At 67.4% G+C, this 16,436-nt stretch carries 11 protein-coding genes and 2 pseudogenes; 8 read left to right on the plus strand and 5 right to left on the minus strand.

The window, feature by feature from the left end; genetic code table 11:
• Window positions 1–31: 31 nt before the first annotated feature.
• The 6 genes and pseudogenes from EEB19_RS19150 (at window position 32) to EEB19_RS19175 (ending at window position 9,286) form a co-directional block, all read left to right on the plus strand.
• Complete coding sequence (locus tag EEB19_RS19150; protein ID WP_187588948.1) at window positions 32–499, plus strand: SRPBCC family protein; 468 nt, start codon at window positions 32–34, stop codon at window positions 497–499.
• 17 nt (window positions 500–516) lie between these two features.
• Window positions 517–1,179, plus strand: a complete 663-nt coding sequence (locus EEB19_RS19155) for a hypothetical protein (protein ID WP_262365788.1) — start codon at window positions 517–519, stop codon at window positions 1,177–1,179.
• 161 nt (window positions 1,180–1,340) lie between these two features.
• Window positions 1,341–6,833, plus strand: a complete 5,493-nt coding sequence (locus EEB19_RS19160) for a carboxyl transferase domain-containing protein (protein WP_187588949.1) — start codon at window positions 1,341–1,343, stop codon at window positions 6,831–6,833.
• A gap of 78 nt (window positions 6,834–6,911) precedes the next feature.
• Window positions 6,912–8,603, plus strand: coding sequence for an AMP-binding protein (locus EEB19_RS19165; protein ID WP_187588950.1), 1,692 nt, complete (start codon window positions 6,912–6,914; stop codon window positions 8,601–8,603).
• A 60-nt stretch (window positions 8,604–8,663) separates the two neighbouring features.
• Window positions 8,664–8,816 (plus strand): annotated as a pseudogene (locus EEB19_RS19170) (type II toxin-antitoxin system VapB family antitoxin); the annotation flags it as partial.
• Window positions 8,817–8,913: 97 nt separating this feature from the next.
• A pseudogene (locus EEB19_RS19175) lies at window positions 8,914–9,286 on the plus strand (VapC toxin family PIN domain ribonuclease).
• Window positions 9,287–9,357: 71 nt separating this feature from the next.
• On the opposite strand, the gene EEB19_RS19180 reads toward EEB19_RS19175, so the two are convergent.
• Entirely contained in the window at window positions 9,358–10,128 is a 771-nt protein-coding gene (locus tag EEB19_RS19180; RefSeq protein ID WP_187588952.1) for an alpha/beta fold hydrolase, read from the minus strand.
• Window positions 10,129–10,262: 134 nt separating this feature from the next.
• Between EEB19_RS19180 and EEB19_RS19185 the strand changes: the two genes are divergently transcribed.
• Both EEB19_RS19185 and EEB19_RS19190 read left to right on the plus strand, forming a co-directional pair.
• Window positions 10,263–11,390 carry a nitronate monooxygenase gene (locus EEB19_RS19185; protein ID WP_187588953.1) on the plus strand — a complete coding sequence of 376 codons (1,128 nt, stop codon included), beginning with the start codon at window positions 10,263–10,265 and terminating at the stop codon, window positions 11,388–11,390.
• A 101-nt stretch (window positions 11,391–11,491) separates the two neighbouring features.
• A complete protein-coding gene (locus EEB19_RS19190; protein WP_187588954.1) occupies window positions 11,492–11,701 on the plus strand; it encodes a hypothetical protein in 210 nt (69 codons plus the stop codon).
• A gap of 42 nt (window positions 11,702–11,743) precedes the next feature.
• Here EEB19_RS19190 and EEB19_RS19195 read toward each other — a convergent pair whose 3' ends face one another.
• From EEB19_RS19195 to EEB19_RS19210, 4 genes are all read right to left on the minus strand, one after another.
• The gene (locus tag EEB19_RS19195; protein ID WP_262365789.1) at window positions 11,744–11,971 is read right to left on the minus strand and encodes a hypothetical protein; all 228 of its coding nucleotides are present in this window, start codon (window positions 11,969–11,971) and stop codon (window positions 11,744–11,746) included.
• 39 nt (window positions 11,972–12,010) lie between these two features.
• Window positions 12,011–13,369 carry an NAD(P)/FAD-dependent oxidoreductase gene (locus tag EEB19_RS19200; RefSeq protein ID WP_187588955.1) on the minus strand — a complete coding sequence of 453 codons (1,359 nt, stop codon included), beginning with the start codon at window positions 13,367–13,369 and terminating at the stop codon, window positions 12,011–12,013.
• Between the two features lie 48 nt (window positions 13,370–13,417).
• Window positions 13,418–14,872, minus strand: coding sequence for an aldehyde dehydrogenase family protein (locus EEB19_RS19205; RefSeq protein WP_187588956.1), 1,455 nt, complete (start codon window positions 14,870–14,872; stop codon window positions 13,418–13,420).
• A 64-nt stretch (window positions 14,873–14,936) separates the two neighbouring features.
• Window positions 14,937–16,355: an APC family permease gene (locus EEB19_RS19210; protein ID WP_187588957.1), complete on the minus strand. Its 1,419-nt coding sequence runs from the start codon at window positions 16,353–16,355 to the stop codon at window positions 14,937–14,939.
• Window positions 16,356–16,436 lie beyond the last annotated feature (81 nt).

Raw genomic sequence — 16,436 nt, forward strand, 5'->3', positions numbered from 1 at the left:
GGGTCTGCGGGCGGGCGGTAGGTTGGGATCCATGGCAGACGCACCCGTCACACCCGTCGAGTCCGGCCCGCACAAGGTGGCGCGGCGAGTCACCGTGAACGCCCCGGCCGCCGACGTCTTCGCCCTCGTCGCCAACCCGCACCGGCATCCCGAGCTCGACGGCTCGGGCACCGTCCGCGACACCCCGGTCAAGGGTCCGGAGAAACTCAGCCGTGGCGCCCGATTCAGCGTCGGCATGAAGCAGTACGGCGTCCCGTACAAGATCACCTCGACGGTGACCGACTACGAGGACGGCAAGGTCGTCGAATGGCAGCATCCGATGGGCCACCGGTGGCGCTGGGAGTTGTCGCAGTCGTCGCCGACCACCACGGAGGTCACCGAAACCTTCGACTACTCGACGATCAAGATCCCGAAGATCATCGAAATTCTCGGCTACGACAAGAAGAACGGACAGGGCATAGAGGGCACCCTGCAGGCGCTCGCCGCGCGCTTCGCCTGACCCGGATCGCCGCACACGTGCCGACCCGCATCGATCACCTGCCGCCTCCCGCCGACCTCGCCCCGGCATGGTCGGCAATCGCCGCGACCCTCGCCACCCGCGGGCCGCGCTGGGCGACGAGTGCCTTCGCCCGCGGGCCGCTCTGGCACCACGACGACGGAGGCGGCAACTGGGCCGATCTCGTCCACGGCGCCGACGGACGCGCCGTGCTGCTCGGCCACGATCACGAGTACTCCGACACGTATTTCCGTGAGGCCGCCGAGTACTTCGGTGAGGACGAGACCGACCTGCTGGCCGACGCCGACGACTGGTGGGCGGCCCTTGCCGCCGGACATCTCGAGGCGATCCGGACCGATGGGATGTGGCTCGGATTCCTCTACGCCTTCGACGGCACGAACTGGTGGCGCGCCGACTACGAGGCCGACGACGGTTTCACCTCGTTGGCGCTTCCGTTCCTCGATCGCAGCCGCACGGTCGCGGCCGTCGTCGACGATCTGACGCAGCACTGCCAGGCCGAATCGCATCCCGTGCCGGCCGACCTCGAGACGCGGGCCCGACGTCTTGTCGCCGTCTGCCCGGAGCTCACCGACGACGTGGCCGGATACGTGTTCGACGGCCTGACACCCGACCTCGACCCAGCCGCGGCAGTGACCGCGGCACGCGCGTTTCGGCAGGTATGACACTCCGTGCCGTTTCTTCCGTACTCGCGCGTAGCGATTTCATTCGCAAGAATCAGCACGTCTGACCACCGCGCGTGTCCGGAAACACCGTTGACCTGGACCGCCGAGCTGCACCACCAACCCCCGTGGATCGCAGCACGACGAAGTGAAGGGAGTCGGTGATGTTCACTCGCATTGCCATCGTGAACCGAGGCGAGGCCGCCATGCGCCTCATCCATGCCGTTCGAGGCCTCTCCGAGGAGACCGGCCGGCCGATCGAGGTGATCGCGCTGCACACCGATGTGGACAGCACCGCGACCTTCGTCCGCGAGGCCGACGTCGCCTACGACCTCGGGCCCGCCGCGTCGCGGCCCTACCTGAACATGAAGCTGCTCGAGCATGCGCTGCTCGAGACCAACGCCGACGCCGCCTGGGTCGGCTGGGGCTTCGTCGCCGAGGACCCGGCGTTCGCGGAACTCTGCGAACGCATCGGTGTGACGTTCGTCGGTCCGTCGCCCGAGGCCATGCGGAAGCTCGGCGACAAGATCGGCGCCAAGCTGATCGCCGAAGAGGTCGGCGTGCCGGTCGCGCCGTGGAGCCGTGGAGCTGTCGAGTCCATCGACGAGGCCGTGGCCGCAGCTGCCGACATCGGCTACCCGCTGATGCTCAAGGCGACCGCCGGCGGTGGTGGCCGCGGCATCCGCGTCGTCACCAACGACGACGACCTCCGCGACGCCTACACCCGCACCAGCGAGGAGGCCGCCCGCGCCTTCGGCAGCGGCATCGTGTTCCTCGAACGTCTGGTCACCGGGGCCCGGCACGTCGAGGTGCAGGTCATCGCCGACGGCCAGGGAACCGCGTGGGCGCTCGGCGTCCGCGACTGCTCGGTGCAGCGTCGCAACCAGAAGATCATCGAGGAGTCGGCGTCGCCGGTGCTCGGCGAGGAGCAGGTCGCCGAGCTGAAGTCGTCGGCCGAGCGGCTCGCCGTCGCGGTCGGCTACCGGGGCGCGGCGACCGTCGAGTTCCTGTACCACCCAGGCGAGAAGCTGTTCGCCTTCCTGGAGGTCAACACCCGCCTGCAGGTCGAGCACCCGATCACCGAGATCACCACGGGCTTCGACCTCGTGCGGGCCCAGCTGCACGTCGCCTCCGGTGGACGACTCGAGGGTGAACCGCCGCGCGAGCGCGGTCACGCCATCGAGGCCCGACTCAACGCCGAGGACCCCGACCGCGACTTCGCGCCGGCGCCCGGCCGCATCGACCTGCTGCAGCTGCCCGCCGGCCCGGGCATCCGTGTCGACACCGGCGTCAGCGAGGGCGACACCATCCCCGCCGACTTCGACTCCATGATCGCCAAGATCATCGCCTACGGCCGCGACCGTGACGAGGCGCTCGGACGTCTGCGTCGCGCGGTCCGCGAGACCAAGGTGATCATCGCGGGTGGCGCCACCAACAAGAGCTTCGTGCTCGAACTCCTCGATCAGCCGCAGGTGATCGACGGCAGCGCCGACACCGGGTGGATCGACCGGGTCCGCGCCGAGAGCGGTCTCGTCGCGAACCGACACTCCGCGATCGCGCTGGCCGCCGCCGCCATCGACGCGTACGAGGAAGAGGAACTCGTCGAGCGGCAGCGCCTGATGTCGACGGCCTCCGGTGGTCGTCCGCAGGTCCAGCACGAGAGCGGCCGTCCTCTCGACCTCAAACTGCGCGGCGCCGGCTACCGCGTGCGGGTCGCGCGCATCGGCGCGCACCGCTTCCGCGTCGCCATCGAGGCAGGCACCGAAACGCACACCGCCGACGTCGACCTCGAACGGTTCGACGAGCACAGCGCCCAGCTCGTGGTGAATCGGGTGCGCTACCGCCTCGTCACCGACACCCACGGACCCATCCACCTCGTCGACGTCGACGGTGTGACCCACCGGGTGAGCCGCGACGAAGGCGGTGTCGTGCGGTCGCCCGCGCCCGCACTGGTCGTCGCCACCCCGCTCGAGGTCGGCGCCGAGGTCGAGGCCGGCGCGCCGGTGCTCGTGCTCGAGAGCATGAAGATGGAGACCGTGCTGCGCGCACCGGTCCGCTCGCGACTCAAGGAATGCGCGGTGTCGGTCGGCAGCCAGGTCGAGACCGGGGCCACCCTGCTGCGTCTCGAGCCGCTCGCCGACGACGACGAGGACGACGCTGTCGAGGAGGCCACCGGCACCGTCGACCTCGAACTGCCGGCCGCGCCGAATCTCGAGCCGCACGAGCGGACCACCCGCAGCCAGGAGGATCTGCGCAGCCAGCTCCTCGGCTACGACGTCGATCCGCACGACCACACCCGTCTGCTCGACGAATACTTCGCGGTCCGTCGCGCCGCGATCGAGAGCGGCCGACGTCCGCTGGCCGACGAACTCGAATTGATCACCGTCTTCGCCGATCTCGCGGAGCTGAGCCAGAACCGGCCGTCGAGCGATGAACTCGGTGTCGAGCACGTGCACAGCGCTCGCGAGAACTTCCACACCTATCTGCAGAGCCTCGACGTCGAACGCGACGGTCTGCCCGAGTCGTTCCACGATCAGCTCGGTCGCGCCCTGGGCCACTACGACGTCGCCGATCTGGAACGCACCCCCGAGCTCGAGGCCGGGGTCTTCCGGATCTTCCTGGCGCTGCAGAACCCGACCGACTCGGTCACCGTGATCAGCACCCTGCTGCGCGAATGGCTGCGTGAGCCGACACCGCGCGACGAGTTGCGCGAGGCGGTCGGCACGGCCCTCGACCGCCTGGTCGCGGCAACGCAGGTCCGTTTCCCGGCCATCGCCGATCTCGCGCGCGGTGTCGTCTACGCCTGGTACGGCCAGCCGTTGCAGCGACGGGACCGCGCCCGCGTCTACAACAACGTGCGCAAGCAGTTGCGGTACCTGGACGAGAACCCGAACGCCTCCGACCGGAACGAGCGCGTCGACGACATGGTCCGCAGCACCGAGCCGCTCGTGCGTCTCCTGGGGCAGCGGATCGACCGCGGAAACCTCGACAACACCGTCATGCTCGAGGTGCTGACCCGTCGCTACTACGGGAACAAGGGACTTTCCGAGGTGCGCACGCACCAGGCCGGTGGCGCGACGTTCGTCTCCGCGGAGCGCGACGGATTGAACCTCGTCTCGGCGGCCGTCGGTTTCGAGGCGCTGCCCGCCGCGATGGGCGGTCTGGCCGACCTCGCACGCGACACCGCATCGGTCGTCGACGCCGACATCTATCTGAGCTGGGAACAGCAGCCCGACGACTTCGATGTGCTCGCCGGCACTCTGCACGAGATCGTCGCGAACAGCGCTCTGCCCCCGCAGGTGCATCGCGTGACCGTCACGGTCGCCGGCAGTGGCGATGCGCGCATGCATCATCACGTCACGTTCCGTCCGTCGGCCACCGGTATGGCCGAGGAGCGGCTCATCCGCGGACTGCACCCCTACATCGCGCAGCGGATGCAGATGGAACGGCTGCGCAAGTTCGACCTCACCCGACTGCCGTCGTCGGACGACGAAGAGGTCTACCTGTTCCGTTGTGTCGCAAGGGAGAACGCCTCCGACGAACGTCTCATCGCGTTCGCCCAGGTGCGTGACCTCACCGCGATGCGCGAGCCGGACGGCCGACTGCTCACGTTGCCCACCGCCGAAGCGGTCCTGGCGTCGTGCGTCGACTCGATCCGCCGGGCCCAGCGCGGATCGCGCCGTCCGTCGAGCACCAACCGCATCATCATCTACGTGTGGCCGCCCATCGATGCCGATGCCGACGTCCTCGACACGATCGCCGACCACATCCGCGGCACCACACGGGGAGTCGGCCTCGAGGAGGTGCAGCTCATCGCCCGCAGTCGTGATCGCGAGACCGGAGAGCTGACCAAGGTCACGGTGCAGTTCTCGGTCAACGCCACCGGCGGATTCGACGTGAAGGTGGGCGAGCCGTCCGACGACCCGATCGAGCCGGTCGACGAGTACCGACAGAAGGTGCTCCGCGCAGCGAAGCGCAACACCGTCTACCCGTACGAATTGGCCGATCTCCTGGGCGAATTCACCGAATACGATCTGGACGCCGAGCAGCGCCTCATCCAGGTGGACCGTCCCAAGGGGCACAACACCGCGGCGATGGTCGCGGGCGTCGTCACGACGTCCACCGAGAAGTACCCGCAGGGCGTCACGCGCGTCGTGCTGCTCGGTGATCCGACCAAATCGCTGGGCGCACTGTCGGAACCGGAGTGCAGCCGGGTCATCGCGGCACTCGACCTCGCCGAGCAGATGCAGGTGCCGCTCGAGTGGTACGCGTTGTCGTCGGGTGCCCGCATCTCGATGGACTCGGGCACCGAGAACATGGACTGGGTCGCCCGGGCACTGAAGCGGGTCGTCGAGTTCACCCAGGCGGGTGGCGAGATCAACATCGTCGTCGCCGGGATCAACGTCGGCGCGCAGCCGTACTGGAACGCCGAGTCGACGATGCTGATGCACACCAAGGGAATCCTGGTGATGACGCCGGACTCGGCGATGGTGCTGACCGGCAAGCAGTCGCTGGACTTCTCCGGTGGTGTGTCGGCCGAGGACAACTTCGGTATCGGTGGTTACGACCGCGTGATGGGCCCCAACGGTCAGGCACAGTACTGGGCGCCGAACCTCGGTGCCGCACGCGATCTGCTGATGTCGCACTACGACCACACCTATGTGGTGCCGGGCGAGCGGACGCCGCGTCGTGCGGAGACCAACGATCCGTCCGACCGTGACATCTCCGATTACCCACACGTCCTCGCGGGCAGCGACTTCACCACCGTCGGACAGATCTTCTCGTCGGCGAGCAACCCGGATCGCAAGAAGCCCTTCGACATCCGAACAGTCATCCGTGCGGTCGCCGACCAGGATCACGCGGTCCTCGAGCGGTGGGCGGGTATGGCCGATGCGGAGACCGCGGTCGTGTGCGACGTCCACCTGGGCGGAATCCCGGTGTGCCTGTTGGGCATCGAGTCGCGCGAGGTGCAGCGTCGCGGGTACACCCCGACCGACGGTCCGGACACCTACACCGCGGGCACGCTGTTCCCGCAGTCGTCGAAGAAGGCTGCACGCGCGATCAACGTCGCCAGCGGCAACCGCCCCCTGGTGGTGCTGGCCAACCTGTCCGGATTCGACGGCTCGCCGGAGTCGATGCGCAAGCTGCAGCTGGAATACGGTGCGGAGATCGGGCGCGCAATCGTGAACTTCCAGGGCCCCATCGTGTTCTGCGTGATCTCGCGCTATCACGGCGGTGCGTTCGTGGTGTTCTCCAAGGCGCTGAACCCGAACATGACGGTGCTGGCGATCGATGGCTCGTTCGCCTCCGTTCTCGGTGGTGCCCCCGCCGCGGCGGTGGTGTTCGCCGGTGAGGTCGCCAAGCGCGTCGGTGCCGATCCACGGGTTCGCGAACTCGAGGCGAGTGTCGCGCAGGCCTCCGGCACCGACCGGTCGAGTCTCAACGCCGAACTCGCCGACACCCGGCAATCGGTGCGGGCGGAGAAGATCAGCGAGATCGCGGCCGAGTTCGACGCCGTGCACAGCATCCGTCGGGCCGTCGAGGTCGGTTCGGTCGATGCCGTGATCCAGGCCGACGAGCTGCGCCCGCGGATCATCGGCGCGATCGAGTCGTCGCCGGCCTGGGGTCCCCGCAGCGCACACGCCACCACGTCGTAGGGCGGGCGTGGGCCCTTCGTGCGTCACCCCCTCTTCGGGGGGTGCCGACCGCGCGGCGTGACGTGGATCATAGTGTCCATGACGAGCAACACCGACCTCTACCGCGCCGGCCGCGATCAGATGATCGAGCTGGTCGGCGACTACGACCGCGCCGTCGCCGAGTTCCGCTGGCCAGTACTGTCCGGACGCTTCAACTGGGCCATCGACTGGTTCGACGTGATCGCGCGCGGCAACGACCGTCCCGCGTTGTGGATCACCGAGCAGGACGGTTCGGAGGTGAAGGTCTCCTTCGCCGAGATGGCCGAGCGGTCGGATCGGGTGGCGACCTGGCTGCGTTCGCTCGGCATCGGCAAGGGTGACCGGGTCATCCTCATGCTCGGCAATCAGGTCGAGCTGTGGGAGGCGATGCTCGGGGTGCTGAAGCTCGGTGCCATCGTGATGCCGACGACAGCGGCCCTCGGCACGGCCGACCTGTCGGACCGGATCGCGCGCGGCGCGGCGCGCTGTGTGATCGCCAACGCCGCGGACAGCGCCAAGTTCGACGCGGTGGACGGCGACTACCTGAGGATCGCCGTCGGCGCATCCGTGGACGGATGGCACCGGTATGCCGAGTCGGCGGACACCGAGTCGGCGGGACCGTTCACCGCCGACACCGACGTCGACGACCCGATGCTCATCTACTTCACGTCCGGTACCACCAGCCGGCCCAAGCTCGTCGAGCATTCGCAGACCAGTTATGCGATGGGACATTTCACGACCATGGCGTGGATCGGGGTGACGCCGGGCGATGTGCACCTCGCGATCAGCTCGCCCGGGTGGGCCAAGCATGCCTGGAGTTGCTTCTTCGCGCCGTGGATCGCGGAGGCGACGATCTTCGTCTACAACTACAGCCGGTTCGACGCCGCGGCGTTGATGGACCAGCTGCGTCGGGCGCGGGTGAACACCTTCTGCGCCCCGCCGACCGTGTGGCGCATGCTGATCCAGGCCGATCTGGGAGCGCGTCCGGAGGGGATGCGTGAGCTCCTCGGTGCCGGCGAGCCGCTGAACCCGGACGTGATCCGTCAGGTCGAGAAGGCCTGGGGTCTCACGATCCGTGATGGATTCGGTCAGACCGAGACCACGCTGCAGATCGGCAACACGCCGGGCGCACCGGTGAAGGCGGGGTCGATGGGGCGTCCGATGCCGGGAGTGCCTGTGGCGCTGGTCGATCCGATCACCGGCGAGGAGTCCGACGAGGGCGAGATCTGTCTGGATCTGGCCCGGCATCCGGCCAACCTGATGACCGGCTACCTGGGCGATCCGGAACGCAACGATCGGGTGATGGACGGTGGCTACTACCACACAGGCGATGTCGCACAACGGGATTCCGACGGCTACATCACCTACATCGGCCGCACCGACGACGTGTTCAAGTCGTCGGACTACAAGGTGTCGCCGTTCGAACTCGAGAGCGTGCTCATCGAGCACCCCGCCGTCGTCGAGGCCGCGGTGGTGCCACAGCCCGACGACACCCGACTGGCCATCCCGAAAGCGTATGTCGCCCTGGCCAACGGCTGGGAACCCACCGAGGAGACGGCCCGCGCGATCCTCGAGTACTCGCGCGATCACCTCGCCCCGTACCTGAAGGTCCGACGCGTCGAGTTCTTCGAACTGCCGAAGACGATCTCGGGCAAGATCCGCCGTGTCGAACTCCAGCAGCGGGAGACCGAGGCGCACAAGGCAAGTCAACCGATCGACTCCGAGTACCGGTACGAGGATCTGATCAGCTGAGCCCTCGCGCATGTATGCCATTTATGCTGGTCATGTGCATTCTCACCATTGGAGGCTGACATGGCCGTGACGCAGATCGATCTCGATGATGATGCGCTGAGCGAGGTCATGCGTCTGGCCGGCGTGCACACGAAGAAGGAGGCGGTCAACCTCGCAATGCGCGACTACGTCGAACGCTTCCGTCGCATCGAATCGCTGGCCCGATCTCGTGAGCTGGCGAAACATTGGGATTACGAGGGCTGGACGAAGGCGAGGTCCGACGAGAAGTCGGTCGGCCGGTGATCCAGTTCCTCATTGATTCCTCGGCGGTGTGGAAGCTTCAGCGACAGCCGGAGTCGACCGCGATCTGGGATTCCTCGTTGGTGAGCGGAGCCGTGGGGTCGTGCGAGCCGCAGCGGGCAGAGTTCCGGCGCTCGGCGCGAAACGCGAGCGAGTTGGACGAGATGAATCAAGTGTTTCGCGAGATCTATCCGGACGTGCCGGTGCCCAAGTCTGTCTGGCGGTGGGTCGATTCGGCACAGCACACACTTGCGGGTGTCGGCGCTGTTCGCGCGTTGTCGGTGGTGGACCTGCTCATCTGTGGGACCGCGGCCGCGCACGGTCTCGTCGTCCTCCACGACGATAGCGACTATGAGACGGCAGCCCGCCATCTCGCCGACGTCGTGCCCCATCCGCAGACGTAGCGGAAACCGCCTCCAGGCGCCGATATCCGCTACGTCTGCGGCGGTCGGCAGGCGAGGGGAGGCGGCGGGACCTACGGCTGGTCGAGGAAGTCCACCAGCCAGGGCAGCGTCCGGCGCAGAGGCGTCGGATCGCCGGCGCACGCCAACCGCTCGCCGAGGTAGTCGCCATGGTTCCCGGGCACGATGAGCACTCGCGCGTGCGGCGCGAGGTTCGCCATCTCGACGGTGTGGCCGGGCAGGACGACGTCACGGTCGGCGCTCACGAACAGGGTCGGGGTGTGCATGGCGGCGAGGTCACCGGCAGGCCAGTCGACGAAGTTGCGCATCTGGGTGACATCGAGGTCGAACAGAAGTTGCTGATGGTCCGGAGCATCCGGGTTGATCTCGCGGTCGGCGGCCAGATAAGGCTCCGGCATCTGCGAGATGTCGGCGTCGTCGAAACCGTCCCAGAACCCGTCGATCATCCCGTCGCGGCGATACATCGTCGACGCGATGACCTGTCGGCGCACGAGATCCGGGTGACGCATCGCCAAGCGCATCGCGGTGCTGCCGCCGTTGCTGAAGCCGAGCACGTCGACGCGGCCGACATCTAGCCGGCGCAGCAGCGCGGCCACGTCATCGGCCGACGACTCGAACGACGGCGTGCGCTCCGGGTGGCTCGGGGTGTGGCCATGGCCCTGGAGCTCGACGGCGACGACCTGATGGCTGCCGACGACCTCGGGGATCAGCAGACCCCAGTTCGTCCCGATGGTCGAACCTCCGCCGTGGATCAGCAGGAGCGGCGTCGTGCCCGTTCGTGCGGCGCCGTGGAACTCGTGATGGATGTCGATGGTGGTCGTCATACCTTCGGCTGACACCGCAGGCTCGGGAAAGTCATCGCGGGGTTGTCCGCCGGTGTGGGTTGCTCCCGGGTCGACGATCTAGTATCAAAATGAGAACACGTTCTACTTCGTCTGTCGGTGCCTAAGGAGTCCCCATGCACACCCCGATCTGCGACGATCTCGGCATCGAGTTCCCGATCTTCGCCTTCACACACTGCCGCGACGTGGTGGTGGCCGTCAGCAAGGCGGGTGGATTCGGTGTGCTCGGCGCGGTCGGCTTCACCCCGGAACAACTCGAGATCGAGCTGAACTGGATCGACGAGCACATCGGCGATCACCCCTACGGCGTCGACATCGTCATCCCCAACAAGTACGAGGGGATGGACAGCAACATGTCCGGCGAGGAGCTCACTGCGATGCTCCAGTCGATGGTGCCCGCCGAGACCCTCGACTTCGGGCGCAAACTCCTGCTCGACCACGGGGTCCCGCTCAACGAGGACGACGACAACTCGCTGCAGCTGCTCGGATGGACCGAGGCGACGGCGACCCCGCAGGTCGAGATCGCGCTGAAGCATCCCAAGGTCAAGCTGATCGCCAACGCGCTGGGTACCCCGCCCGTCGACATGATCGAGAAGATCCATGCATCCGGGCGCAAGGTGGCCGCTCTGTGCGGTTCGCCGAAGCAGGCGCTCAAGCATGCCGATGCCGATGTCGACATCATCATCGCCCAGGGTGGTGAGGGCGGCGGACACTGCGGCGAGGTCGGCTCGATCGTGCTCTGGCCGCAGGTCGTGAAGGCCGTCGCGCCCCGGCCGGTCCTCGCCGCCGGTGGCATCGGCAGTGGCGAGCAGATCGCCGCCGCGCTGGCACTCGGCACACAGGGGGCGTGGACCGGTTCGCAGTGGCTGATGGTCGAGGAATCGGAGAACACCCCGATCCAGCAGGCCGCCTACATCAACGCGGGCAGCCGCGACACCGTCCGCAGCCGCTCGTTCACCGGAAAGCCGTGTCGGATGCTGCGCAACGACTGGACCGAGGCGTGGGAGGATCCGAACAACCCGGAACCGCTCGGAATGCCGTTGCAGTACATGGTTTCCGGGATGGCCGTCGCGGCCACCCACAAGCATCCCGACGAGAGCATCGACGTCGCTTTCAATCCGGTCGGCCAGGTGGTCGGGCAGTTCGAGAAGGTGGAGAAGTCTTCCGCGGTGATCGAGCGGTGGGTGCAGGAGTACATCGACGCGACGAGCACCCTGGAGAACCTGGCCAACGCCTCCGTCTGACGATCCCCGCGGCCTGCTTGTCGGTCGAACGGTCGACGATCCGCCCGGATCGGTAATGAATGCGCGCGCGGATGCGACGTACAGGCCAGGAGGTGATGGTCATGCTCGTCGCACTTGTCGCCGGTGTCTGTCTCACGACGCTGTTGCTCGCGCTGGCGGGACATGCACGCGCCGGCAGTCGAGACGCCGACCTCGCCGTCTCACGCGCAGACGATCAGATCGGTGTGCCGGTCCGCGACGCTGCGCGTCCAGGGGCTCCGCGCCACCCCGAGTTCGTCGAGTTCGCGGCGAAGCTCAAGACGATCGTCTGATCGAGTTCCGCTCGGCCGAACCGCCCGCATCGGCTCTGGCTGTCATGCGATCAGAAACCACGCGAACCGCAGTCCGATGACCGTGAAGCCCAGGGCGGCGGTGGCGATCAGCCACCGCCGTGCCAGGCGGTCGCGTGCAGCCGCATCGCGATCGGGGCGCGAACGCAGGTAGACGTAAGCCGCAGTGACGGCGCAGGCGGACGCGGCCACGCCGACGGCGATGATGACGATCAGCATCACCAGATTCGTCGTGCGGTCGAGTGCTCCCATGGTGTGCCACCACGGTACGTCGGTCGGCGCCGGTCCGCCTCAACGCAGCGCTGCCAGCACCTTTCGTGCAGTCGTGATCCCCGATTCGATCGCGCCGTCGACGACGACGCCGTTCCAACCCTTCGCGAAGTCGGCGCCGGCGAAGTGCAGGCGGGTCGCGGACTGGTGGAAGTGACTCCAGCCGTTGATGAACTGCCCGGACTTCAGGGTTGCCCAGGTCTGACCGGACCACGGGTCGGCCACCCAGTCATGACCGCCGCAGTCGATCACGGTCAGATCGTCGAACCAGACGTCGATCGCCTTCTGCGCGGACGCGACGTCATCGAGGTCGATCGCACGGTGATCCGAGCCGAAACCGACCAGGATCGTCGCATCCTCCTCGTCGAGGAAGTACTCGCTGCGCAGCAACGAGATCGGATGTTCTCCGGGCGCGCCGGCGATGATCGAGTGACGTCCGGCGACCTTGACCCAGATCTTGACGCCGACCGAGTTGGTGCCGTCGGCGATCAACTCCTGCTGCGGTGCGGTCAGCGCTGGTGAGAACTCGATGTTCTTCAGCGCACCGATGGGTGCGGTGACGATGACGGCGTCGGCGCTGTCGATGGTGCCGTCGGCGAGCGTCACCCGCGCCCCGTCGTCATCGTGGTGGATCGACTGCACCGGACTGTCGAGTGTGATGTCGCACCGGAGGTCTCCGGCGATCGAGGTGTACAGCCCACGCATCCCGTGCGTCAGTTTGAAGCGCAGGGTCTGCTCGTCCATCAGAGAACTGCGGTGATCACTCAGCGACGCCCAATGTTTCGCCATGAGCGGTGAGGCGGTTGCGGTCGATCCCTGGTACCCGGCCGACCAGTACGAGTCGGCCAGGTCGATCTCCTCGCGGGTGAACTCGCCGGTGTGCAGGCAGTCGAGCACGCTGCCCTGGTCGGCGGCCAGGAATCGTTCCCGCAGTTCGGGATCGGTGTCGGCGGAGTCGAGGATGAACAGCGGGTCGTGCGGGTAGGGGAAGAACTCGCGTGATCCTTCGAAGATGGTGTCCTGGAGTCGTGACAATCTGGTGTCGAGATCATGCTCGGTCCCACGGTGCACCACCCCCTCGCTGACCCAGTAGGCGTCGTCGATGTCGGGGCTGGGGTAGATCTCCTGTGCGTACCGGGTGATCTCGGTCCAGACGAACGGCTGCATCCAGTGGACCCAGGTGGCGCCCATCTCGAGCGCATGACCGCCGAGCCGTTCGTCGGTCCAGGCGCGTCCGCCGATCCGGTCGCGGGCTTCGTGGATCCGCACGTCGACGCCGGCGGCCTCGAGCTCACGGGCGGCGATCAGGCCGGAGAATCCGGCTCCGACGATGATCACCGACTTCCGGCCGGCAGGGCTGGGATCCGATGGGGTGGTCATGGGTACTCCTTGATGGTGAATCCGGTACGACGACAACGATTTCGGTGCTCAGAGGACGACGGTGACCGTCTTGGATTCGGTGTAGGCGAGGATGCCCTCGTAGCCGAGTTCGCGGCCGATCCCGCTCGCCTTCACGCCGCCCCACGGGAGCTGCGGCGCGAGCGGAGACCAGCCGTTGACCCCAACGGCCCCGGCCTCGATCTTCGCGGAGACCGTATGGGCCCGTGACACATCCGAGGTCCATACCGTGGCCGAGAGGCCGTACTGGTTGTCGTTGGCGAGGCTGATCGCCTCGTCGTCGGTGTCGAACGGGATGACGACACCGACCGGGCCGAAGATCTCCTCACGTGCCACCACCATGTCGTTGCGGCCGGCGAGAACGGTCGGTTCGACGAAGTAGCCCGGCGACTCCGGAACCGACCCGCCGCTGATGACCTCGGCCCCTTCGTCGATCCCGGTGCTCAGGTAGGAGACAACACGCTCGTGCTGCCGCGCGTTGACCAGGGGGCCCATCGTCGTCGCCGGATCGAACGGGTCGCCGATCACCTGTGCCTCGGCGGCACCCTTGAGGCCGTCGAGGATGGCGTCGTAGACCTTTCGGTGGGCGATGACGCGAGTCCCCGCTGCGCAGACCTCCCCCTGGTTGAAGAACATCCCCATCGCGCACCCCTGCACCGCGGCGTCGAGATCCGCGTCGTCGAAGATGATCTGGGGAGCCTTGCCGCCGAGCTCGAGCGCGGTCCGGGTGAAGTTCGCCGCCGAATTGCGCAGGATGGCCCGGCCGGTCTCGGTCGAGCCGGTGAACGAGATCTTCTTGACCCCAGGATGCAGGGACAGGGCCTCCCCGGCGACGCGGCCGATCCCGGGCAGCACGTTGATCGTGCCCGGCGGGAATCCGGCCTCGTCGACGAGCTCGGCGAGTCGGAGGATCGACAGGGATGCGTCCTCCGCGGGCTTGATGATCACCGTGTTGCCGGCGGCGAGTGCCGGAGCCAGCTTCCAGCCGAGGATCATCAGCGGTGCGTTCCACGGGACGATCGCGCCGACGACACCGATGGGATCGCGACGGGTGTAGGCGTGAGTGGGCACCGGAGACCCCATGTAGCCGTCGGTGGTGATCAGCTCTCCGTTGATCTTGTCCGCCCACCCCGCGTAGTACCGCAGGCCGGCAACGAGATTGGGGATCATCAGTGCCGCGCCCATGCCGACCGGCCGGCCCATGTCGAGTGACTCGAGGGCGGCGAGACGCTCGGTGTCGGCCTCCACGAGGTCGGCCAGGCGATGCAGAAGCGCTCCCTTGCGGGACGGCGCGAGCGCTCCCCAGTCACCCCGGAAGGCGTCGGTGGCCGCCGCGACTGCTGCGTCGACGTCGTCGCCGTCTGCGGAGGAGAGATCTGCGAGGTGTTGTCCGGTGGTCGGGTTCACCGTGGCGAAAGTGCTGCGGGCGTCGTGCCACGCGCCGCCGATATACAGGCCGGTGTGCAGGTTCGTGATGTCGATCATGTCGAGGTCTCCGTGGTGTGAGTCGGATCAGGAGTGGAAGTCGTTGGGTGACAGTCGGTGTGGGTCAGGACACCCTTAGGCCGGGGGAGCGCCAGCGGCCGATGCAGACGCCGACGACGAACGTCGCGGCGATGAGTGCGAGGAAGACGTAGGCGAGCACGGTCGATCCGCCGATCAGTGTGGTGAAGTTGTCGACCACAAGCGCGGTGATGCCCAGCAGTCCGAGTGCGCCGAGGACGGGTGCGATCCTGGTGTGCCACAGACGTCGGTCGGTGTGGTCGCGGCGGAAGTACACGATGATCGCGATGCTCGTCAGCACCATGAGGACGAGGATCGCGACGATCGCCACGCCGGCCATCCAGGTGAACAACTGCAGGACCGGGTCGGCGCCGGCCACGGCGAATGCTCCGACGAGCAGGAAGGCGGTCACGGTCTGCAGGAGCGACCCTTCGTGTGGGGAGCCGTGTCGGGCATGCACTCTCATGAGACGACGCGGCGCGTAGCCGGTACGCGACAGCGCGAAGGTGTAGCGGGCGATCGCGTTGTGGAATGCGAGCAGCGCGGCGAAGAGGCTGGTCACCAGCATCACCATCATCACGTCCGACGCGGCACTGCCGAGGAAGACGCTCGTGGCGGTGAAGGTGAGGTTCGCGGGGTCCGCCTGCGCCGCGGCCTGCACCTGATCGCTGCCGAACGCGAGAACGACCGCCCAACTCGCGACCGCATACAGGACGCCGATCGTGCCGACGGCGACGTAGGTGGCAATGGGTACGGTTCGCTTCGGGTCGCGGGCCTCCTCGCCGTAGATCGCGGTCGCCTCGAAGCCGACGAAAGACCCGATCGCAAACATCAGTGCGATACCCGGGGATCCGGACAGAAAGGCCGACGGTGTGAACGATGTTCCGTCGATGCCGTGTGCGCCGCCCTGGAACAGGACGGCCAGCGACAGCGCCACGATCAGCGCGATCTCGGCGATCAGGAGGATGCCGAGCACCTTGGCGCCGAGGTCGATGCTGCGATAGCCGAGCACGGCGACGACGGCCATCAGGACAAAGGCCCAGAACCACCAGGGCAGATCGGGGCCACCGAAACGGACGACGACGTCGTGCATGGTCGAGGCGGCAAGCCCGTAGATCGCGGCCTGGATCGTCGTGTAGGCCAGCAGCGCGAGGGCGGCGGCGCCGAGGCCGGGTGACCGTCCGAGTCCCTTGGTGACGTAGGCGTAGAACGCCCCGGTGTCGGTGACCGAACTGCTCATCGCCGCGTACCCGACGCTGAAGACCAGTAGCACCGCCGCCGCGATGATGTAGGCCATCGGTGCGCCTGCGCCGTTGCCGATCGCGATCATCACCGGCAGTGACCCGGCGACGGCTGTCAGCGGCGCGGCCGCGGCGATCACCAGGAACACGATCCCGGCCACGCCGATCGAGCCCTTCAACGACGATCTCGAGGCCGGTGGCGCCGGCTGGGTGGTATCGACCATGTCGACCTTCTTCTGACTGCTCGTTCGACGACGAGGCTGATCGGGGGCTGTGTCTCATGGCTGCGAACCAACGGCTGCGAA

It is taken from the genome of Gordonia sp. OPL2 (assembly GCF_003797825.1).
Lineage (GTDB): Bacteria > Actinomycetota > Actinomycetes > Mycobacteriales > Mycobacteriaceae > Gordonia.